Raw genomic sequence first — 21340 nt, 5'->3', positions numbered from 1 at the left:
GGCGCTCAGACCGTCGCGCCCCGGTCCAGCCGGTCGAGCACGTCCGACGCCCCGTCCAGCACCGCGCGCCGCCTGTCGGCATCCATCCGGTCCCAGGTCCGGTACATCTGCGCCATGCGCGGATTGCCCTCGAACCGCGCGCGGTGGCGGTCGAGGAAGTACCAGTAAAGCAGGTTGAACGGGCAGGCCCCCTCCCCCGTCTTCTGCGTCACCTTGTAGGCGCAGCCGCCGCAATAGTCGGACATCTTGGAGATGTAATTGCCCGACGAGACGTAGGGTTTCGACGCGATGATGCCCCCGTCGGCGAACTGGCTCATGCCCACCGTGTTCGGCGCCTCGACCCATTCATAAGCGTCGGCATAGACCGACAGGTACCAGTCATGGACCTCGGCGGGGTCGATGCCCGCGAGCAGCGCGAAATTGCCGGTCACCATCAGCCGCTGGATGTGGTGGGCATAGGCCTCGTCGCGCGTCTGGGCGACGGCGTGGGCGAGGCAGTTCATCCTGGTCTCGGCGCCCCAGTAGAGGCCGGGGAGCTTGCGCTGGTGGTTCAGCGCGTTGCGGCGCGGATAGTCCGGGCCTTCGCGGAAATAGATGCCGCGGACATATTCGCGCCAGCCGAGGATCTGGCGGATGAAGCCTTCGACGGCGTTGATCGGGGCGGTGCCCTCTTCGTATTCCCGTTCCGCCCGCTTGCAGACCTCCAGCGGGTCGAGCAGCCCCGCGTTCAGGTAGACCGAAATGACCGCGTGATAGAGGAAGCGGTCGTCTTCCAGCATCGCGTCCTGGTAGTCGCCGAACGAGGGCAGCGCATGGGCCAGGAAATGGTCGAGCGCCTGGCCCGCCTGCTCCGCATCGGTCGCGAACCAGAACGGGCGGAGCCGGCCGAAATTGTCGGGGAAGCGTTTCTCGACGAGGTCGAGCACCGCGTCCACGGTTTCGTCGGGCGCGAAACGCGGCGGCCCCTTGCGGAACAGGTCGTCCGAGGCGGGCTTGCGGTTCTCGTGGTCGAAGTTCCACTTGCCGCCCGCGGGGTCGTCGCCCGCCATCAACAGACCGGTCTTGCGCCGCATCTCGCGGTAGAAATACTCCATCCGCAGCGATTTCCGCCCGTCGGCCCAGGCGTCGAACTCGGCATGGGAGGCGATGAACCGGGTGTCGGAAAGCTGGCGCACCCGCAGCGGCGCGTGGCTCAGCGCCTCGATCAGCCGCCATTCGCCGGGCTCGGTGGCCAGCACCTCGTCGGCGCCCTCGGCCTCGGCCCGGCGCAAAAGCTCGCCGACGATGGACTGGCGGTTGTCGTCCTCGTCGAGGCGGGTATAGGCGACACGCCAGCCCTCCGCCTCCAGCCGGGCGGCGAACTTGCGCATGGCGGCGAAACAGAAGGCGATCTTCTTGGGGTGGTGGCGGACATAGGTGGCCTCGTCCATCACCTCGGCCATCACCACCAGATCGCGCGCCTTGTCCGCCTCGGCCAGCGCCGAGAGGCCGGGCGAGAGCTGATCGCCCAGCACCAGGACCAGGCGGCTCACCACACCACCCGTTCGCCCGCCCAGTCGAAGAAACCGCCCGTGTCGGCGGGGCTCAACCCGTCGATGACGCGCAGGAGGTTCGCCGCGGCCTCTTCGGGCGGCACGGTCCTGTGGCGCCCGGCATAGGCCGCGGTGAAGGGCGTGGCGACCGTGCCCGGGTGCAGCGCGACGCAGATCGCCCGTTCATGCGTGCGCTTGAGTTCGATCGCCGCCGAATGCAGCCCCTGGTTCAGCGCCGCCTTCGCCATGCGATAGGAATACCAGCCGCCCAGCCGGTTGTCGCCGATGGATCCCACCCGCGCCGAGAGCGCGGCGACCACCGCGCGCCGGTCGCGCGGAAGCAGGCGGGTGAGATGCTTGAGCAGGATCAGCGGCCCGACCGCGTTCACCCGGAACTGGTCGACCAGCGCCTCCGGCGAAAGCTCCTTCAGCGCCTTCTCGGGCGGGCGGCCCGCGCCCTCCAGCACCCCCGTCGCCACGAAAACAAGGTCGAACGGCCCCTCCAGCGCGCCCAGCACCCGCGTCACGCTCGCCTCGTCCGTCACGTCCAGCCCGTCGCCCGACCGCGACAGGGCCACCACCGCGCCCGGCCGCGCGGCCAGCGCGTCCCGCAGCGCGGCGCCGATCCCGCCGCTCGCCCCTATGACCAAGGTCCGTTCCATCCCGGCTCCCAGCTAGGGCCGCGCGCAGGCCCAGCAATCTTCTTCTGGCCAAAAACATCCCCGCCGGAGGCGCACGCCGCGTCCCGCGCCCCGCGACGAAAGGGCCTTTTCCTCGCCCCCCGCTGCCCCTATACTGCGCCGCGATGCAACGCCAAGCCCATATCGCCCCGGCCGCCGCGCGCCTGCCGCGCGCCCTGCCCCTTGGCCTTCTGCTTCTCCTTAGCCGCCTCTGAGCGTGCCGTTCCGGCGCGACCGCTCAGAGGATCACGCCCAAAGCGCCATCACCCCCTACGGCTAAGGTTCAGACGAGAGATTCAGCCATGACCAATGCATCCGACCAGGACCGCGTCCTGATCTTCGACACCACCCTGCGCGACGGCGAACAGAGCCCCGGCGCGACCATGACCCATGACGAGAAGCTGGAAATCGCCGCGATGCTCGACGAGATGGGCGTCGACATCATCGAGGCGGGCTTCCCGATCGCCTCGGAGGGCGATTTCGAGGCGGTGCGCGACATCGCCCGGCTGGCGCAGACCTCGGTAATCTGCGGCCTCGCCCGCGCGAACCCAACCGATATCGACCGCGCCTGGGAGGCCGTCAGCCACGCGCGCCGTCCGCGCATCCACACCTTCATCGGCACCTCGCCCTTGCACCGCGACATCACCAAGCTGACGCAGGACGAGATGGTCGCGCGGATCGAACAGACGGTGACGCATGCGCGCAACCTCTGCGACAACGTGCAGTGGTCGCCGATGGACGCCACGCGGACCGAGCGCGATTACCTGTGCCGGGTGGTGGAAACCGCGATCCGCTGCGGCGCGACCACGATCAACATCCCCGACACGGTCGGCTATACCGCGCCCCGCGAAAGCGCCGATCTGATCGCCATGCTGCTGGAGCGGGTGCCGGGCGCCGACGAGATCGTGTTCGCCACCCATTGCCACAACGACCTCGGCATGGCGACGGCGAACGCGCTGGCCGCGGTCGAGGCGGGTGCGCGCCAGATCGAATGCACGATCAACGGGCTGGGCGAACGGGCCGGCAACACCGCGCTGGAAGAGGTGGTGATGGCGCTGAAGGTGCGCAACGACATCATGCCCTTCACCACCGGCATCGACACGACGAAGATCATGGGACTGTCGCGCAAGGTGGCGACGGTGTCGGGCTTTGCGGTGCAGTACAACAAGGCGGTGGTCGGCAAGAACGCCTTTGCCCACGAATCCGGCATCCACCAGGACGGCGTGCTGAAGAACGCCGAGACCTTCGAGATCATGAAGCCCGAGGATATCGGCCTGACCGCCACCAACCTGGTGATGGGCAAGCATTCGGGCCGCGCGGCGCTGCGCGCGAAGATGAAGGAGCTGGGCTACGACCTGGGCGACAACCAGCTCAAGGACGTGTTCGTGCGGTTCAAGGCGCTCGCCGACCGCAAGAAGGAGGTCTATGACGACGACCTGATCGCGCTGATGCGCGACAGCGACCTGGATGCCGAACACGACCGGGTGCAGGTCAAGTTCCTGCGGGTGATCTGCGGCACCGAGGCGCCGCAATCGGCCGACCTGATCCTGTCGATCGACGGCAAGGAACACCGGGTGACGGCCCAGGGCGACGGCCCGGTGGACGCGACCTTCAACGCCGTCAAGCAACTGGTGCCCCACAACGCGCATCTGGAGCTTTACCAGGTGCACGCGGTGACGGGGGGCACCGACGCGCAGGCCACCGTCAGCGTGCGGCTGCAGGAAGACGGCCATATCGCGACCGGCCAGGCGTCCGATACCGATACCGTTGTGGCCAGCGCCAAGGCCTATGTGAACGCGCTGAACCGCCTGGCGGTGCGGCGCGAGAAGACGCGGCCGGACGAGGCACGCGCCGCCGGGTGAGGCCGCCCGCTTGCCCCCGGCGCGGACGGCGCCGGGGGTGATTGTCGGAAAAATGCAATTCCAGGCGGTGATTTCGGCAGGCTACCCGGCGGATAAGTCGCAAAAGTGAAAGCGGCGGAAAGGCGCTGTTCTTTAACCGTTGCGCCCTTTACCGCCTGCCCCCCATGCGCCTATAACGGCTTTCGGCCCGCGTGGGGGAATCGGGGGCCTGAAATGCAGTGCAGGTGACCCGGACATGGCAGGACTTGGCGGTTTGTTTTCGTCGGACATGGCGATCGACCTCGGGACGGCGAACACGCTGGTCTACGTCAAGGGGCGCGGCATCATCCTGAACGAACCGTCGGTCGTGGCCTTCCACGTCAAGGACGGCCGCAAGCAGGTGCTGGCGGTGGGCGAGGACGCCAAGCTGATGCTGGGCCGGACCCCCGGCAGCATCGAAGCGATCCGGCCGATGCGCGAGGGCGTGATCGCCGATTTCGACGTGGCCGAGGAGATGATCAAGTATTTCATCCGCAAGGTCCACAAGCGCACCACCTTCACCAAGCCCAAGATCATCGTCTGCGTGCCCCACGGCGCGACCCCGGTCGAGAAACGCGCGATCCGCCAGTCGGTGCTGAGCGCGGGCGCAAGGCGTGCGGGTCTGATCCCCGAACCCATCGCCGCGGCCATCGGGGCCGGCATGCCGATCACCGACCCGACCGGCAGCATGGTCGTCGATATCGGCGGCGGCACCACCGAGGTCGCGGTGCTGTCGCTCGGCGACATCGTCTATGCCCGCTCGATCCGGGTGGGCGGCGACCGGATGGATGACGGCATCATCAACTACCTGCGGCGCCAGCAGAACATCCTGATCGGCGAGGCGACCGCCGAACGCATCAAGACCTCGATCGGCTCGGCCCGGATGCCCGATGACGGGCGCGGCGCCAGCATGCATATCCGCGGCCGCGACCTGCTGAACGGCGTGCCGAAGGAGATCGAGATCAACCAGGCGCAAGTGGCCGAGGCGCTGGCCGAGCCGGTGCAGCAAATCTGCGAGGCGGTGATGGTCGCGCTGGAGGCGACGCCGCCCGACCTCGCCGCCGACATCGTGGACCGCGGCGTGATGCTGACGGGCGGCGGCGCGCTGCTGGGCGAACTCGACCTCGCGCTGCGCGAGCAGACCGGCCTGGGCATCTCGGTCGCCGACGAGTCACTCAATTGTGTGGCGCTGGGCACGGGCAAGGCGCTGGAATATGAAAAACAGCTCCGGCATGTGATAGATTACGAAAGCTAGAGCCCGGGCAGGCCGCGCGCCCTGAGAGAGGCAGACTTGGCCGCAGACCGCAATGCACAGCTCGATTATGCCCGCCCGATCCGGCGCATCCTGATCGGCGGCACGGTGGTCTGCCTGCTGGCGCTGTTCGTGCTGTGGCGGATCGACAGCCCGCGGGTGGAACGGTTTCGCGCGGCGCTGGTCGACGCGGTGGTGCCCAGCTTCGACTGGGCGCTGGTGCCGGTGACCAAGACCGCGGAACTGATCGAGGGGTTCCAGTCCTACGCCCGCCTCGCCGAGCAGAACCAGGAGCTGCGCCGGGAACTCCGCCAGATGAAGGCGTGGAAGGAGGCGGCGCTGCAGCTGGAACAGGAGAACGCCAAGCTGCTGGACTTGAACAAGGTGCGGCTCGACCCCGAGCTGACCTATGTCACCGGCGTGGTGCTGGCCGATAGCGGCTCGCCCTTCCGGCAGTCGGTGCTCTTGAACGTGGGCGCCCGCGACGGCATCCTCGACGGCTGGGCCACCACCGACGGGCTGGGGCTGGTGGGCCGCATCTCGGGCGTGGGGCACAGCACCTCGCGGGTGATCCTGCTGACCGATTCCAACAGCCGGGTGCCGGTGACGGTGCAGCCCTCGGGCCAGCGCGCGGTGCTGGCCGGCGACAATTCCGCCGCGCCGGTGCTCGACTTCGTGGAGGACCCCGAGCAGGTGCGCCCCGGCGACCGGGTGGTGTCCTCGGGCGACGGGGGCGTGTTCCCGGCGGGGCTGCTGGTCGGCCATGTCGCGATGGGCCGCGATCAGCGGCTGCGCGCCCGGCTGGCGGCGGAATACGACCGGCTGGAATTCCTGCGCGTGCTGCGCAGCCATGCCAACGAGGTGATCCGCGACCCCGGCGCGCTGGTGGCGCCCGCGCCCATCGGGCCGGCCCCCGCCCTGCCCGCGGCCGCGCTTGGCGGGGAGGCGGGCGATGGTTGATCCGCTGACGCTCGACCGCTGGTTCTACCGCGCGGTCTATGTCGGGCTCGCCGCGACGGTCGTCTTCGTGCAGATCCTGCCGCTGGAGACGCGCGCGGGGCTGCTGCCGGGCCCGGAATGGATGCTGTGCCTGACGCTGGCCTGGATCCAGCGCCGGCCGGACTACCTGCCGCCCTGGCTGATCGCGGCGGTCTTCCTGATGCTGGACATGCTGCTGATGCGCCCCCCCGGCCTCCTGACCGCGCTGGTGCTGATCGGCGCGGAGTTCCTGCGCGCCCGCCAGAACGTGTCGGTCGAGACCGCCTTCGGCTCGGAATGGATGCTGACGACGGCCACCATCGTCGCGATCTTCCTCGGCGCGTGGACGGTTCTCGTGCTGTCCGGCGTGCCCGAGGCGCATTTCGGACTGCTGGCGGTGCAGGCGGTGATGACGGTGCTGGCCTACCCGCTGGTGGCCGCCGCCTCGCGCTACCTGATCGGGGTGCGCCGGGTGACGCCGGGCGAGCTGGACCCGCGGGGGCTGGCCGGATGAAACGCTCGCCCAAGGACACCGAGGAAAGCGGGCGCCGGGTCGGGCGCCGCGCCCTGATCCTGGGCGGGGCGCAGGCGATCTTCGTCACCGCGCTGGCGCTGCGGATGCGGCATCTGCAGGTGACGCAGGCCGACGAGTTCCGCCTGCTGGCCGAGGAGAACCGGATCAACATCCGGCTGATCCCGCCGGCGCGCGGGCTGATCTACGACCGCGTGGGTCACGTCGTGGCCGGGAACGAGCAGAATTACCGCATCGTCGTGGTGCGCGAGGATGCCGGCGCCCCGGAAGAGGCGCTGGCGCGGCTGGTGCGCCTGGTGCCGCTGGACGCGGAAACCATCGAGCGCGCGATCAAGGAGATCAACCGCCACAGCCCCTTCGTGCCGGTGACCATCGCCGACCGGATGCGGTGGGAGGACGTGGCGCGGGTGGCCGTGAACGCGCCTGTCTTGCCCGGCATCACGCCCGAGGTGGGGCTGTCGCGGCACTATCCGCTGGGGCCCGATTTCGCCCATGTCGTCGGCTATGTTGGGCCGGTGTCGGATTACGACCTCGACCGGCTGGAGGACCCAGACCCGGTGCTGCAGATCCCGCGCTTCCAGATCGGCAAGACCGGGGTCGAGGCCAAGCACGAGGCCCAGCTGCGCGGCAGCGCGGGCACCCGCCGGATCGAGGTGAACGCCGCCGGCCGCGTCATCCGGGAACTCGACCGGGTCGAGGGCGAACCGGGCAGCGATCTGCAGCTGACCGTGGATGCGGGGCTGCAGAACTTCATCCAGGCGCGGCTGGGCGAGGACAGCGCGGCGGTCGTGGTCATGGACCTGGAGCACGGCGACCTTCTGGGCATCGCGTCCTCGCCGAGCTTCGATCCCAACAAGTTCGTCCGCGGCATCTCGGTCGCCGATTACCGCGCGCTGACCGACACGCCCTACCGGCCGCTGTCGAACAAGGCGGTGCAGGGCGCCTACCCGCCGGGCTCCACCTTCAAGATGATCACCGCGCTGGCGGCGCTGGAGGCGGGCGAGGTGACGCCCGACGAAACCGTCTGGTGCCCGGGATTCCTCAAGCTCGGCGCGCGGCGGTTCCATTGCTGGAAGCGCGGCGGCCACGGCCACATGAACCTTCTGGAGAGCCTCCAGCAGAGCTGCGACGTCTACTATTACGATGTCGGCCAGCGCGTCGGGATCGACAGGATCGCCGAGATGGCGCGCAAGCTGGGCCTCGGCGAGCGTCACGACCTGCCGCTGTCGGCGGTGGGCACCGGCATCGCGCCCGACAAGGCGTGGAAGCGCGCGCGCTACGGCGAGGACTGGCGGATCGGCGACACGCTGAACGCCTCGATCGGCCAGGGCTACGTGCTGGCCACGCCGCTGCAACTGGCGGTGATGAGCGCGCGGATCGCGACGGGGCGCAGGATCAGCCCCCGGCTGGTGAAATCCATCGACGGGATCGAACAGCCCCCCGCGCCGGCCGAGCCGCTGGACATCACCCCCGCCAACCTCGCCCGCATCCGGCGCGCGATGGACGCGGTGGTGAACTCGCGCCGCGGCACCGCGCGCCGGTCGCGCGTGGTGGCCGAGGGGATGGCGATGGCGGGCAAGACCGGCACCAGCCAGGTCCGCAACATCACCGCCGCCGAACGCGCCGCGGGGGTGTTCCGCAACGAGGACCTGCCCTGGGAGCGGCGCGACCACGCGCTTTTCGTGGCCTATGCGCCGGCCGACAACCCGAAGATCGCCGTCGCGGTCGTGGTCGAACATGGCGGCGGCGGGTCGAGCGCGGCCGCGCCGGTGGCCCGCGACATCACGCTGCGCGCGCTCTACGGCGAGGTGCCGCCGCTCGACGCCTATCCCGACCGGCAGCGCTGGCAGATCGAGGAGAGGCTGCGCGACCTGCCGCTGCGCGATCCCGGCACGCCCGCCTCGGGCGGACGGAGCCGCGCGTGAGCTACCTGGAGTATACCGTCAAGCGGGTGCCCACGGGGCTGTCCAAGGTGCTCTATGTCAACTGGGCGCTGGTGTTGCTGCTCTGCGCGGCGGCGGGCATCGGCTTGCTGATGCTGACCTCGGTCGCGGGCGGCAATGTCGCCCGCTGGGCCGAGCCGCAGGCGGAACGCTTCGCGCTGGGCCTCGTGGCGATGTTCGCCGTCGCCTTCGTGCCGATCTGGTTCTGGCGCAACATGGCGGCGCTGGCCTACGCGCTGTCGGTGCTGCTGCTGGTGGGGGTGGAGCTGTTCGGCGCTGTCGGCATGGGGGCGCAGCGCTGGATCGACCTCGGGTTCCTCCGGCTGCAACCCTCGGAGGTGACCAAGATCACCCTCGTGATGATGCTGGCCGCCTATTACGACTGGCTCGACATCCACAAGGTCTCGCGCCCGGTGTTCGTGCTGATGCCGGTGGTGCTGATCCTGATCCCGACCGTCCTGGTGCTGAAACAGCCCGATCTCGGCACCGCGCTGCTGCTGATGGCCGGGGGCGGGATCCTGATGTTCCTCGCCGGGGTCCACTGGCTCTATTTCGCGGTGGTCGGGGCGCTGGGCGGCGGGCTGGTGACCGCGGTGTTCCTGAGCCGCGGCACCGACTGGCAGCTTCTGAAAGACTACCAGTATCGCCGGATCGACACCTTCCTAGACCCGAGCACCGACCCCCTGGGCGCCGGCTATCACATCACCCAGTCCAAGATCGCTCTGGGCTCGGGCGGCTGGTCGGGGCGCGGCTTCATGCAAGGCACCCAATCGCGGCTGAACTTCCTGCCCGAGAAGCATACCGACTTCATCTTCACCACGCTGGCCGAGGAGTTCGGCTTTCTCGGGGGGGTGTCGCTTCTGGCGCTTTACGTGCTGATCCTGGTGTTCTGCGTGAGTTCCGCCCTGAAGAACAAGGACCGGTTCTCGTCGCTCTTGACGCTCGGGATCGCGGCGACGTTCTTCCTGTTCTTCGCGCTCAACATGTCGATGGTGATGGGGCTGGCGCCGGTCGTGGGCGTGCCGCTGCCGCTGGTCTCCTACGGGGGGTCGGCGATGCTGGTGCTGATGGCGGCCTTCGGCCTGGTGCAGAGCGCGCATATTCACAGGCCGAGGGGACGTTAGGATGCTGACGGTGCTGTTCTCCGCGCCCGCGGGGCGCTGGACGGATTACGAGGGACCGCTGACCCGCGCCCTGCGCGAGGCCGGCGTCGAGGCGCGGATCGTCACCGACACCGACGCCCCCGAAACGGTGGATTACATCGTCTACGCGCCGAACGGCGGGCTGTCGGATTTCACGCCCTTCACCGGGGCGAAGGCGGTGCTCAGCCTCTGGGCGGGCGTCGAGACCATCGTGACCAACCGGACCCTGACCCAGCCGCTCTGCCGGATGGTGGATTCCGGCCTGGAAGAGGGGATGGTGGAATACGTCACCGGCCATGTGCTGCGCCATCACCTCGGCATGGACCGCTACGTCGCGCCCGAGGCCCCGGGCTGGACCCGAGTGGTGCCGCCGCTCGCGCGCGACCGGCAGGTGGCGGTGCTGGGGCTGGGCGCGCTGGGGGCGGCCTGCGCCCGCGCGCTGGCCGCGCTGCGCTTTCCGGTGACCGGCTGGAGCCGCAGCCCGCGCGCGATCGACGGGATCGCCTGTTTCCACGGGGACGCGGGCCTGCGCCCGGCGCTGGAACGCGCCGAGATCGTGGTGACGCTGTTGCCGCTGACCGGGGCGACCGAGGGGCTGATGGATGCCGCGCGGCTGGGCTGGCTGCCCGAGGGGGCCGTTCTGATCAACCCCGGCCGCGGTGCGCTGGTCGACGAGCAGGCGCTGCTGGCCGCGCTGGATGGCGGACGGCTGGGGCACGCCACGCTGGACGTGTTCCGCGAGGAGCCGCTGGCTGCGGATCACCCGTTCTGGACGCATCCCAAGGTGACCGTCACGCCCCATATCGCCTCGGAAACCCGGCCCGCCAGCGCCGCGCGGGTGATCGCCGAGAACATCCGCCGCGGCGAGGCGGGCGAGCCGTTCCTGTTCCTGGTCGACCGCGGGCTCGGCTATTAGAGCGTGTCGCCGGCTTTCGGATTCAGGATTCCCAGATTGGCCGTGATGTGATTCCGTCTCTTTGAGGTAGATATGGGGGTCATAGATGGGCAAACCACATCCGATAGAGCTACGCGAGCGTGTCGTCGCGTTCGTGGACGAAGGTCATGGGCATCGCGAAGCGGCACGGCACTTCCGGGTATCGCCGAAGTTCGTGAACGAGCTGATCAAACTGCGTCGCGAGACCGGATCACTCAAGCCCCGGCCCCAAGGCAATGGCGGCGGGCACGGCAAGCTTGCGGGCGTGACCGGCTGGATCGAAGCCCGCGTCGCCGCCAATGGCGAGATCACGCTCGATGAATTGGCCGTTGAGCTGGCCGAAACCCATGGCATCGAGGTCCATCGCGGCACGATCTGGCGGGTGCTGCGCGGGCTTGGTCTGACGCACGAAAAAAGACCTGCAGGCGCTTGAGCAGAAGCGCAAGGATGTCGCCGATCTGCGGCGCATCTGGATCGCGAAACGCCAGCCCTTCATGGCCAACCATCTGGACCGGCTGGCCTTTGTGGACGAGACCTCGGTCAAAACCAACATGGCCAGGACGACCGGCTGGGCCCCGTTCGGGCAGCGCCTCGTCGATCACGCGCCGTTCGGACATTGGCGCACCCAGACCTTCGTCGCGGCCCTGCGCCACGACCGGCTCGACGTGACCTGCCACGGGATTTTTCCTCCACCTGCGATTAGAGTCCGACCCAAGGAGGGGACGGACAATGAAGCGAACGAGATACAGCGAAGAGCAGATTATCGGCATCCTGGCCGAGCATGAGGCCGGGGCGAAGTGTGCCGATCTGTGCCGCAAGCACGGCATGTCGGAGGGGACGTTCTACAACTGGAAAGCCAAATACGGCGGCATGACGGTGTCAGAGGCCAAACGGCTGAAGGCGCTCGAGGACGAGAACGCCAAGTTGAAGAAGCTGCTGGCGGAGCAGATGCTGGATCTGGCCGCGATGCGCGAGCTGGTTTCAAAAAAGTGGTGACGCCCGTCGTGAAGCGCGAGGCGGTCGCGCATCTGAAGGCCCGGTTCGGGCTGTCGGAACGACGGGCGTGCCAGATTGCCGGCGCGGATCGGAAGACGATCCGCTACCGGTCGCAACGCGCACCCGACACGGAACTGCGCGGCCGGTTGCGGGAGCTTGCCAACGAGCGTCGGCGGTTCGGCTACCGGCGGCTCTTCGTCCTGCTCCGGCGGGAGGGCGAGCCCTCGGGGATCAACCGTATCTACCGGCTTTACCGCGAGGAAGGGCTGACCGTCCGCAAGCGGCGCGCGCGGCGCAAGGCCATCGGCACCCGCGCCCCGATCCTGGTCGAGGCGCGCGCAAATGCCCGTTGGTCACTGGATTTCGTCCATGACCAGTTCGCGTGCGGGCGGCGGTTCCGGGTGCTGAACATCGTCGATGACGTCACGCGCGAATGCCTCGCCGCGATCCCGGACACGTCGATCTCCGGCCGGCGCGTCGCGCGGGAGCTGACGGCGCTGATCGAACGTCGCGGCAAGCCGGGAATGATCGTGTCGGACAACGGGACGGAACTGACCTCGAACGCGATCCTGAAGTGGTGCGCCGAGAACCGGATCGAATGGCACTACATCGCGCCGGGCAAGCCGATGCAGAATGGCTTTGTCGAGAGCTTCAACGGCCGGATGCGGGACGAGTTCTTGAACGAGACGCTGTTTCGTAACCTCGCTCATGCCCGCGACCTGATCGCCGCTTGGGTCGCCGACTACAACACCGAGCGCCCCCATTCGGCCTTGGGCTATCAGACCCCGGCTGACTACGCGCAGACCCTGACCACCGCAATCGCCCGACCCGCTGCGCGAGATGAGAGCTCCGCGCGTCGGGCGATTGCTCAACCCGCGCCATTTGGCGTAAACACCAACCGGGCTCCGGTCGCGGCTGGATGAAAGATCAGTGGCAGGTCATCGTCGAGACGGCATTTCAACAGTCCGCTCCGAAGTCGATCAGTCCCATGAATGTTGCCCTGCAGAACGCCGTATGGTCCGCGCCCTCGCTGCCGCTTATCGGGCCCGTGATCACGCCGTGACGCATCCTGCCCGCGAAGCAGCGATCGCGGTTGCGGGCCTCTGGCTCTACTACCCCAGTGGGCGTGCCCAGATACGGCTCGAGAGCCGAGAAGAGCTGCCCTGCGCAGAGCTCCCCTGGCGCGTCCTGCAGCTCGCAAAAATTCTCCTCCGACTCCGCCTCAGACCGCTTCAGTTCCGCCCGGTGGTCTTGGCGCTCGAAATCCACGAAGCCGTCGTCAGTGCCCGAAATAATCAGCGTGCTGCGCCCGAACTTGCACCAGCGCCGCTTGAACTTCCGGGAGGTGTGGTGCTGGCGGTAGACCTGCATCTTACGCTTCGCACCCGCGGGGATGCTCGACATATGAAATGACGAGCCGATCGGCGCTAGCCGCACCGGATACTGGCCGAAGGTGCAGTCGTACTGATCCGCCCGCACCGCCTCGGCCACCAACCGGCGGATCGGACCGAAACTCATGAAGCCGGTACCGTGGAACGGCCCGGCATGGGCCTGCGCGGGCAGATACGCCCCGACGATTTCGTTCTCAACCGCCTCGAACGCGTTGTCGAGGCCGGTCCAGGTGTTCGCCATCATGTGAAGAAGTGCGACGCCGCCCTGATTATACCCCACGACCGCAGCGACGGGCACCGTCCGCGACGGATCGTTGATGAACGCCGCTAGATCATCGGCCATCGTGTTCACCCGGATCTGCGCAGGCCGGATCGTCGGCGCGCCGCCGCCGAAATCGATGTCTTCGCGGCCGGTGTACCACGCCGCGAACGGTAGATGCCGCGCTGCGCCGCCGAAGCTCTCGCCGTTCCAGTCGTCGAAGCGCCCGCACCAGCCATGCACCGTGACGATCCGACCCTCGCTCAAGAGAACGCCGGCCGCGGCCAGGTCGGCCAACTCGGCGAGAAACTCGGGTGACGCGCCCTCGGTCATCTCGCGGTCGTCGAGCGGGTCGACGAACCCGTCGTTCTGCGACGCGAGCCAAGCCTCCGCGTCCTCCGACAGAGAGATCTCTTCCTGCTCGCCGACCGGGATCACCGAGATCGGGATGCCGGTGTCTGTCTCGTGGATCCGGGTGCGCTCGAAGAACAGCCGCTTGATGTCGTGGCCGAGAAAACGCAGGTTAGAGATCCACTGTCCATCGAGGTCGACCTCGGTCTGGCTGACCACAGGCCCATCCGCTACCGGGCCGATGAACGGCACGCGGAGCGAGCCGCTCCAGGCGACGGGCAGGCGCCTGCCGTCCTGGTCTTCTCCCCAGATCTCGGAGGCGACGAAGTATTCGCTATCGTTGACATCGTCCTCGGTCACGTCGCCGACGATCTCGATGGGGACGAGCACCCTCAGCCGCCGACCGCTCGGGCCCCCGTCGACGAACGTCGCGGTTCGGTCGATCGAAATGGAGCGCTGGGCGACCGGCACTGCAATCTCGAGGCTGCGGCGGAAGGGCGTGCCGTCGTCGCGCTCTCCCGCGATCTCGACGAGCGCGGTATAGATGCCCGGTTCGGGCACTGCGATGGGCCCCCCGAAGATCCCGTCGGCGGGCGCGCCGTCGCCCACCGCGCCGTTGTCCTGCATCGGCTGCGGCGCCAACAGCGTGCCGTCGGGTTGACGCACGGTTAGTGTCGCCTCCTCGACGACGGCGGGAAGCGCCTCCGGCGCGGAGAGGAAGGACGGGTCGGGCGCGGGGCCGTTCTCGGGCAGGACGGAATCGGGAAACGCAGTCAAATCATAGGCGTACGCTGCCAGGAACACAGGCTGATCCTCGACCAGATCCAGCCGGTTCGGATAGGCATAAAGCCCCGTTCCCGCATCCGCCTGATCCGGGTCGGGCGTCAGGTGCAGGCCGAAGAACCCCTTTTCTCCCGGCGCGCAGCCGGCGGGGGAAGATATCGCCGCGGTCCAGGCGCCGGTCACGTCGAAGGATACGCGCCAGGCGACCGACGGCATTTCGTTCAGCGCCTCGTCGTCGGTGAAGGGCGGGGACAGGGCGTGCGGCGCGCCGTCGGGGTCGGTCAGCTCCAAAGTCCAGCCGTCTCCGGTGCCTCCCCCCCCGGTGCCGACCATCAGCTGCGCGACGCCAGCCCGGTCGATCGGTAGCGTCTCTTCCCACGCGCATTGGCTGTCGAGATCAACGTCGATGACCAGGCTGCGCGACCGGCTGCCGGTGCGCTCGGGTTCCGGCAGGCGGAGCGTCGGAAACTCCGCCGGGCTCGCGTTTAGGCGTTTTCGAAGCGGCCTGAGGTTGGCCTCACACAGCGGCCCAGCGAAGCCGTCGCGGCATTCGCAGTACGTCTGGTCGGTTTCGGGCCGGCGCACGCACTTTCCGCCGTTGCCGCAGCTTTCGGCACTGGACGGATCGCACATCGGCACCTTCGGCGGCGGGGGCTCGGGGTTGCGCTCACGCGTGATCTCGATTCCCTGGACCGTCTCGACGTCGATGGTCGAGACGCCGCCGTCGCCCGGGCGCGAGGAATAGGTCACGACCACGGTCAACGCCGTGTCCGACAGAAGCCTGAGGAACCCCGACCGGAACTGCGCCGTCATGGATTGCGGCAGCATCATCCGGATCTCGTCGCACTCGATCTCGATGGCCGACAGGCCTGCGATACTATCCTCCTGATGTTTGGTCACCGCTTCCGACCGCTGAAACGGCAGGCCGCGCGCAACCGACTTTTCGAGCGTCACGGGCTTATCGGACGGGTTGTAGACCGAAATCACTGTGGCATGGCGGCCGTTAACTACGCCCTCCTGAAACTCCTCGATCGAGGCGCCACACTGGAACCGGGCGGGATAGAGGTACTGCGTCCGGTTCAGCTCCTGTGCCATCGATGGCGCCGCGAGCCCCGCCATGAAAAACGCCGTCATGGTGAAAAGGCGGGAAAGAAGCTCCATAGCTTGCTCCAAAATGCCGGACGGAAATTCTATAATATGAGACTATCACAAATAGGCGATTCGATCACGCAGGCTCGTCAAGTTCAGATTGCGGTTGGTGACATCAACGCATTGAAAATGCCGTCGTCACCGCCAAGTCGCCCGACCGTATTGAGCTCGGGCAAGAAAGCTTCATTACATGCCTCGTGGCATCAATTCGGCGAAACGGGATAGAATGACGCGACCGTTTGAACCTGGTCGATATTGCCTTCTGTGACACGCCAATGAGCAGTCCCAGATTCTAATCTACCGCTTCGGCTGGAAATATCGCGCCTCTCCGAACCTGCCATTTGTCCAGCGCGCAGCATCGGTCAAAGTGGCTCGAAGCCGAACTGCGGCTGTGCAGAAAGAAGGACGGTAGCGGCATCTTCCGGATGTCCGCTCCATCGGTTGCCGCATTCATGGCTCGCGCCCGCGGTGAAGGTCCGGTGACCGCCCTCCGCTACTGATCGCGGGCCTGCGCTCCGGCGTGCCCGAACGACCGAGAAGGGCTGTGCTGGCCCAAGTCATCTGATGGTTTGTTTCAGGTATTAGCAGGCTGCTGAAAAACCTCGCTCTGGACGTCGGTTGAGGGACGTGATTCACCCCTTGGGCGGTTGCCGGAGGGGTTGGGATGCGGGGCGCGGACGAGACGAGCGGGTCGCTGTTCAGCTATGTTGACATCGAGGCGCGGATCCCGGCGCGGCATCCGTTGCGGCAGATCCGGCGGGTCGTGAACGAGGCTTTGGCCAGCCTCGATGCCGAGTTCGAGACGCTCTACGCCCCGGAGGGCCGGCCCTCGATCCCGCCGGAGCGGCTGATCCGGGCGAGCCTTCTACAGATCCTGTTCTCGGTACGCTCGGAGCGGCAGTTGATGGAGCAGATGGATTACAACCTCATGTTCCGCTGGTTCGTGGGCCTGGGGATCGACGACGCGGTCTGGGTCCCCACCGTCTTCACGAAGAACCGTGACCGGCTGCTGACCACCGACATGGCGCGCAAGGTGATGGGCGCGATCCTGGCTCACCGGGAGGTCGCACCGCTGCTGTCAGACGAGCACTTCTCGGTGGACGGCACGCTGATCAAGGCCTGGGCTTCCATGAAGAGCTTCCAGCCGAAGACCGAGGGCAGCCCGCCCGGCGCGGACGGGCCGGGTGACCCGCCGGGGGACACCGATCAGGATACCAGCCCCGACACCGCCCCTGCCCAGCCCGAAGCCGAGACCGTCCCGATGCCCAGCCCCAGCCGCCGCCACCGCAACGCCGAAGTCGACTTCCGCGGCGAGAAGCGCTCCAACGCCACCCATGCCTCGATCACCGACCCCGACGCGCGGCTGTTCCGCAAGTCGCAGGGGACGGGCGCGCTGCTCTGTTACATGGGGCATGCGCTGATGGAAAACCGCAATGGCTTCGTCGTCTAGGCCGACCTGACCCGCGCCGATGGCCATGCCGAACGCCGCGCCGCGCTCGACATGATCCACCGCCATTCCCCCGGCTCGACCCGCCGCCTCACGCTGGGCGCCGACAAGGGCTACGACAGCGCAGATTTCGTCGCCGATCTGCGACAGGCCCACGTCACGCCGCATGTCGCCCAGAAGGCCCGACACTCCGCCATCGACGGCAGAACCACCCGCCACCCCGGCTACGCCCTGTCCCAGACGCGCCGCAAGAAGATCGAAGAGCCCTTCGGCTGGGCCAAGACCGTCGGCGGCATGGCCCAGACCGTATACCGCGGCCTCGACCGCGTCGCCGCCCGCTTCACCTTCACCATGGCCGCCTGCAACCTCGCCAGACTGCCGAAGCTGCTGGCCGCCTGACGCCAAAGGCAGGGCCGAGACCAAGCACACAGAACAGACGACGCCGGCCTCACGGGTGAGGGTCAGGGAAATCCGTCCGGCCGCAAGAGAATTTCAGCGGCCTGCTAGCAATACACTGCGATGTGCGGTGTTCCGGCTGCGGGATTTCGCAGTTGCAGCGAATGGCAGCTCTCACGGGCCGCACCGCGGCATCCGGCATGGTAGGTGGACGGCAGCAATGGGCCGGCGGTTCGGGGTTCTGTGCCAGTTCCACGCCATGGGCGAGGGCTTTGCCTGGGAAACGCAGGACCGGGCCCGCGACATCGCCGCCGCCGAGAACGGGTGACGCAAGGCACAGGAAATTATCCGCGATCCGGATGGGTCCTCCTGGACGAGATCAACATCGCGCTGCGCTACGTCTATCTGGATGCCGCCGAGGTCGTCGCGTTTCTGGAGGCCGAGAAACCGCCGCTGACCCATGTCTTGCTGACCGGGCGAAATGCCCCCGAGGCGCTGATCGAGGCGGCCGATCTCGTGACCGAGATGACGCTGGTCAAGCATCCGTTCCGCGCCGGCATCAAGGGACAGCCGGGGGTGGAGTTCTGAGCCGCGGCTTGACAAGGCGCGCGGCGCGGGCGCATCACCCGGCGCCGGAATGACGCGCGATTTGCCATGACCTTCGACCTGCCGCCCGACGATGCCCCGCCGCCGATGCCCGTGATCGACGTGCCGATGCTCGACCCCGCGCCGCCTCGGCGGGGTCGATCGCTGATGATCCAAGGCACCAGTTCGGACGTGGGCAAGAGCCTGTTGGTCGCGGGGCTGGCGCGTGCGTATGCACGGCGCGGGCTGAAGGTCGCGCCGTTCAAGGCGCAGAACATGTCGAACAACGCGGCGGTGACGGTGGACAGCGACCTGCCCCTCGGTCCGGATGGGCAGGTGCGGCGGGGCGAGATCGGCCGCGCGCAAGCGTTGCAGGCACGCGCGGCGGGTCTGCCGCCATCGATTCACATGAACCCGGTCCTGCTGAAACCGCAGGCGATGGTTGGCTCGCAGGTCGTGCTGCGGGGCCGCGCCCTGGGGAACTGGCCCGCCCGGCACTATCACAACCTCAAGCCGCTCCTGCTGCCCGCCGTGACCGACAGCTATCGCCGGATGGCCGCCGAGGCCGATCTGGTGCTGGTCGAGGGGGCGGGCGCGGGCACCGAGACCTGGCTGCGGCACTGCGACATCACCAACATGCGCCTGGCCGAAGAGGCCGACCTGCCGGTGGTCCTGCTGACCGACAATGACCGGGGTGGCGCGATGGCCGCCGTGGTCGGCTCGTGGCTGTTGCACACGGAGGATGAGCGCGCGCGGATCAAGGGCTTTCTGCTCAACAAGTTCCGCGGCTATTTCTCGCTTTACGAACCCGCCTGCCGGACGATGACCGAAACCACCGGCTGGCCGCTTCTGGGCGTGGCGCGCTGGTTCGACCTGGCCGCTCACCTGCCCGCCGAGGACGCGTTGGCGCTGGAACGGCCGCAGGCCCCCGGCGGGGCGGGCCTTGTGATCGCCGTGCCGCAGATCGCGCGCACAGCGAATTTCGACGATCTGGACCCGCTGTCCTCGGAACCCGGCGTCGATCTGCGCTGGGTCAAGTCCGGCCAGCCGATCCCGGCCGAAACCGATGTGGTGCTGCTGCCCGGCTCCAAGACGACCCGCCCCGCGCTGGAATCCCTGCGCGCGCAGGGCTGGGATGTCGACATCCTGGCCCATGTGCGCCGGGGCGGCCGGGTGGTCGGCATCTGCGCGGGGTTCCAGATGCTGGGCCGTGTGGTGCGCGACCCCGACGGGATCGAGGGGCCGGCGGGCGAGACGCCGGGCCTTGGCCTTCTGGATATCGAAACGACCATGACACCCGAGAAGCGGCTGGTCGAGATTGACGCCCGGGACGCGCTCAGCGGCGCCCGCGTCACCGGCTATGAGATGCATATGGGGCGGACGGAAGGCGCGAGCCTCGACCGGCCCTGGCTTCGGCTGGACGGGGTCGATGAGGGCGCGGTGTCCGCCGATGGCCGCGTGATGGGCGCCTATCTGCACGGGCTTTTCGGCGCGGACAGCTTCCGCCGCCATTGGCTGACCGCAATGGGGGGCCGTGCCTCCGGCCTCGACTACGAGGCGCAGGTGGACGCCGCGCTGAACGCGCTGGCCGACCAGTTGGAACACGACCTCGACCTCGACGCGCTGCTGGCGCTGGCGCGATGACCGCAAGGCGGCTTATGGTGCTGGGCACCGGCTCCGACGTGGGCAAGAGCCTGCTCGTTGCGGGCCTGTGCCGCGCCTATACCCGCCAGGGGCTGAAGGTCGCGCCGTTCAAGGCGCAGAACATGTCGAACAACGCCGCCGTCACGGCCGATGGCGGCGAGATCGGCCGGGCGCAGGCCTTGCAGGCCCGTGCCGCGTGCGTGCCGCCGACGGTGCACATGAACCCGGTGCTGCTGAAGCCCGAAACCGATGTGGACGCGCAGGTGGTGGTGCAGGGCCGCGTGCTGGGCCGCTATTCGGCCAGCGCCTATCAGCGGCTGAAGCCCGAACTGCGCGGGGCGGTCTGTGATAGCCTCGACATTCTGTCCGCCGCCCATGACCTTGTCCTGATCGAAGGGGCGGGCAGCGGAGCCGAGCGGTATTTGCGGCCGCAGGACATCTCGAACATGGGATTGGCCGAGGCCGCCGACCTGCCCGTGGTGCTGGTGGGCGACGAGTCGCGCGGCGGCGTCACGGCGGCGGCGATCGGGCATCACCGGCTGTGGACCGCGTCGGAACGCGCCCGCGTCGCCGGCGTGATCGTCACCAAGTTCCGCGGCGATCCGGGCGTCTTCGCCCCCGCGGCCGAGGATATCCGCGCCGAAACCGGCTGGCCGGTGCTGGGGCTGCTGCGCTGGTCCGACGCCGCGCGGGCGCTGCCCGAGGAGGATTCGCTGGGTTACGGGCGCAAGCGGGGCGCCGGGGCCGGTCTGGTCGTGGCCGTGCCGGAACTGCCCCGCCTGGCGAATTTCGACGATCTCGACCCGCTGGCGGCCGAACCGGGCGTCGATCTGCGCTGGGTCCGTCCGGGCCGGCCCATTCCGGGCGACGCGGATGTGGTCCTGCTGCTGGGCTCCAAGGCGACGCGGGCGGCGCTCCGGGCGGTCCGGTCCGAAGGCTGGGACATCGACATCCGCGCCCATCTGCGGCGTGGCGGCCGGGTGGTCGGCCTGTGCGCGGGGTTCCAGATGCTGGGGCGCGCGGTGCGCGACCCCGATGGCATCGAGGGACCGGCGGGAGCAACCGAAGGGCTGGGCCTGCTCGACATCGAAACGACGCTGACGGGCGACAAGCGGCTGGTCGAGATCGAGACCGAGGACACAATGAGTGGCGCGCGAGTCGCCGGTTACGAGATGCATATGGGCCGGACCGAAGGGCCGGGCCTCGACCGCCCCTGGCTGCGGCTCGATGGGCGGGCCGAGGGCGCCGTTTCGCAGGACGGCCGGGTGATGGGCACCTATCTGCACGGGCTGTTCGGGTCTGACGGATTTCGCGGCCATTGGCTGGCACGGATGGGCGGAGTGGCGGCCGGGACGGACCATGCCGCACGGCTCGACGCCGCGCTGAACGCCTTTGCCGAGGAGATCGAGGCCGATCTCGATCTCGACCGCCTGCTCGCCGCGGCTCGCTGACCGCCGAGCGTGTCA

At 68.3% G+C, this 21340-nt stretch carries 15 protein-coding genes and 2 pseudogenes; 14 read left to right on the top strand and 3 right to left on the bottom strand.

From position 1 onward, the window contains the following. Window positions 1-5: 5 nt before the first annotated feature. Both BUR28_RS17130 and BUR28_RS17125 read right to left on the bottom strand, forming a co-directional pair. Window positions 6-1535, bottom strand: a complete 1530-nt coding sequence (locus BUR28_RS17130) for a cryptochrome/photolyase family protein (RefSeq protein ID WP_074221215.1) — start codon at window positions 1533-1535, stop codon at window positions 6-8. Beyond that, window positions 1529-2194 carry an SDR family NAD(P)-dependent oxidoreductase gene (locus BUR28_RS17125; protein ID WP_074221214.1) on the bottom strand — a complete coding sequence of 222 codons (666 nt, stop codon included), beginning with the start codon at window positions 2192-2194 and terminating at the stop codon, window positions 1529-1531. The genes BUR28_RS17130 and BUR28_RS17125 overlap by 7 nt, the downstream gene beginning before the upstream one ends. Before the next feature lie 320 nt (window positions 2195-2514). Between BUR28_RS17125 and BUR28_RS17120 the strand changes: the two genes are divergently transcribed. The 10 genes from BUR28_RS17120 (at window position 2515) to BUR28_RS17070 (ending at window position 12792) form a co-directional block, all read left to right on the top strand. Further along, complete coding sequence (locus tag BUR28_RS17120; RefSeq protein ID WP_074221213.1) at window positions 2515-4074, top strand: 2-isopropylmalate synthase; 1560 nt, start codon at window positions 2515-2517, stop codon at window positions 4072-4074. Between the two features lie 235 nt (window positions 4075-4309). Further along, complete coding sequence (locus BUR28_RS17115) at window positions 4310-5347, top strand: rod shape-determining protein (protein ID WP_074221212.1); 1038 nt, start codon at window positions 4310-4312, stop codon at window positions 5345-5347. A 36-nt stretch (window positions 5348-5383) separates the two neighbouring features. After that, window positions 5384-6304, top strand: a complete 921-nt coding sequence (mreC, locus tag BUR28_RS17110; RefSeq protein WP_074221211.1) for a rod shape-determining protein MreC — start codon at window positions 5384-5386, stop codon at window positions 6302-6304. Beyond that, a complete protein-coding gene (locus tag BUR28_RS17105) occupies window positions 6297-6836 on the top strand; it encodes a hypothetical protein (RefSeq protein ID WP_074221210.1) in 540 nt (179 codons plus the stop codon). The genes mreC and BUR28_RS17105 overlap by 8 nt, the downstream gene beginning before the upstream one ends. Continuing rightward, a complete protein-coding gene (mrdA, locus tag BUR28_RS17100; RefSeq protein WP_074221209.1) occupies window positions 6833-8779 on the top strand; it encodes a penicillin-binding protein 2 in 1947 nt (648 codons plus the stop codon). The genes BUR28_RS17105 and mrdA overlap by 4 nt, the downstream gene beginning before the upstream one ends. Next, on the top strand, window positions 8776-9921 hold the full coding sequence (rodA, locus tag BUR28_RS17095; RefSeq protein WP_074221208.1) for a rod shape-determining protein RodA: 1146 nt from the start codon (window positions 8776-8778) through the stop codon (window positions 9919-9921). Before mrdA ends, rodA begins: the two co-directional genes overlap by 4 nt. Before the next feature lies 1 nt (window position 9922). Continuing rightward, window positions 9923-10855, top strand: coding sequence for a 2-hydroxyacid dehydrogenase (locus BUR28_RS17090; protein WP_074221207.1), 933 nt, complete (start codon window positions 9923-9925; stop codon window positions 10853-10855). 85 nt (window positions 10856-10940) lie between these two features. Next, window positions 10941-11306: a helix-turn-helix domain-containing protein gene (locus BUR28_RS17085; RefSeq protein WP_074218885.1), complete on the top strand. Its 366-nt coding sequence runs from the start codon at window positions 10941-10943 to the stop codon at window positions 11304-11306. A 61-nt stretch (window positions 11307-11367) separates the two neighbouring features. Then, window positions 11368-11658, top strand: a complete 291-nt coding sequence (locus tag BUR28_RS19675; protein WP_139307607.1) for a transposase — start codon at window positions 11368-11370, stop codon at window positions 11656-11658. Then, a protein-coding gene (locus BUR28_RS17070) for an IS3 family transposase (RefSeq protein WP_139307446.1) occupies window positions 11603-12792 on the top strand; the annotation gives its coding sequence in 2 pieces (ribosomal slippage) (window positions 11603-11855 and window positions 11855-12792; 1191 coding nt in all). The genes BUR28_RS19675 and BUR28_RS17070 overlap by 56 nt, the downstream gene beginning before the upstream one ends. A 34-nt stretch (window positions 12793-12826) precedes the next feature. Here BUR28_RS17070 and BUR28_RS17065 read toward each other — a convergent pair. After that, window positions 12827-15814 carry a calcium-binding EGF-like domain-containing protein gene (locus tag BUR28_RS17065; RefSeq protein ID WP_074221206.1) on the bottom strand — a complete coding sequence of 996 codons (2988 nt, stop codon included), beginning with the start codon at window positions 15812-15814 and terminating at the stop codon, window positions 12827-12829. Window positions 15815-16466: 652 nt separating this feature from the next. Here BUR28_RS17065 and BUR28_RS17060 point away from each other — a divergent pair. The 4 genes and pseudogenes from BUR28_RS17060 (at window position 16467) to BUR28_RS17045 (ending at window position 21325) form a co-directional block, all read left to right on the top strand. Continuing rightward, window positions 16467-17648: pseudogene (locus BUR28_RS17060) on the top strand (IS5 family transposase). Window positions 17649-17877: 229 nt separating this feature from the next. After that, window positions 17878-18233 (top strand): annotated as a pseudogene (locus BUR28_RS17055) (cob(I)yrinic acid a,c-diamide adenosyltransferase); the annotation flags it as partial. Between the two features lie 126 nt (window positions 18234-18359). Continuing rightward, window positions 18360-19874 (top strand): cobyric acid synthase, encoded by a 1515-nt coding sequence (locus BUR28_RS17050; protein ID WP_083626831.1) that lies wholly within the window; start codon window positions 18360-18362, stop codon window positions 19872-19874. Further along, on the top strand, window positions 19871-21325 hold the full coding sequence (locus BUR28_RS17045; protein WP_074221204.1) for a cobyric acid synthase: 1455 nt from the start codon (window positions 19871-19873) through the stop codon (window positions 21323-21325). Before BUR28_RS17050 ends, BUR28_RS17045 begins: the two co-directional genes overlap by 4 nt. Window positions 21326-21340 lie beyond the last annotated feature (15 nt).

Origin of the sequence: Rhodovulum sp. ES.010 (assembly GCF_900142935.1) — a bacterium.
In the GTDB taxonomy this organism is placed as follows: Bacteria; Pseudomonadota; Alphaproteobacteria; order Rhodobacterales; family Rhodobacteraceae; genus Rhodovulum.
The sequence above is the reverse complement of the archived record's forward strand: the minus strand, read 5'-3'. Positions and strand labels throughout refer to the sequence as shown.

Excerpts from the sequence above, each read along its gene's own strand:
- BUR28_RS17125 (WP_074221214.1), bottom strand. The coding sequence starts at position 2,194 with ATGGAACGGACCTTGGTCATAGGGGCGAGCGGCGGGATCGGCGCCGCG.
- BUR28_RS17120 (WP_074221213.1), top strand. The coding sequence starts at position 2,515 with ATGACCAATGCATCCGACCAGGACCGCGTCCTGATCTTCGACACCACC.
- BUR28_RS17115 (WP_074221212.1), top strand. The coding sequence starts at position 4,310 with ATGGCAGGACTTGGCGGTTTGTTTTCGTCGGACATGGCGATCGACCTC.
- BUR28_RS17105 (WP_074221210.1), top strand. The coding sequence starts at position 6,297 with ATGGTTGATCCGCTGACGCTCGACCGCTGGTTCTACCGCGCGGTCTAT.
- mrdA (WP_074221209.1), top strand. The coding sequence starts at position 6,833 with ATGAAACGCTCGCCCAAGGACACCGAGGAAAGCGGGCGCCGGGTCGGG.
- BUR28_RS17090 (WP_074221207.1), top strand. The coding sequence starts at position 9,923 with ATGCTGACGGTGCTGTTCTCCGCGCCCGCGGGGCGCTGGACGGATTAC.
- BUR28_RS17085 (WP_074218885.1), top strand. The coding sequence starts at position 10,941 with ATGGGCAAACCACATCCGATAGAGCTACGCGAGCGTGTCGTCGCGTTC.
- BUR28_RS19675 (WP_139307607.1), top strand. The coding sequence starts at position 11,368 with ATGGCCAACCATCTGGACCGGCTGGCCTTTGTGGACGAGACCTCGGTC.
- BUR28_RS17065 (WP_074221206.1), bottom strand. The coding sequence starts at position 15,814 with ATGGAGCTTCTTTCCCGCCTTTTCACCATGACGGCGTTTTTCATGGCG.
- BUR28_RS17050 (WP_083626831.1), top strand. The coding sequence starts at position 18,360 with ATGCTCGACCCCGCGCCGCCTCGGCGGGGTCGATCGCTGATGATCCAA.
- BUR28_RS17045 (WP_074221204.1), top strand. The coding sequence starts at position 19,871 with ATGACCGCAAGGCGGCTTATGGTGCTGGGCACCGGCTCCGACGTGGGC.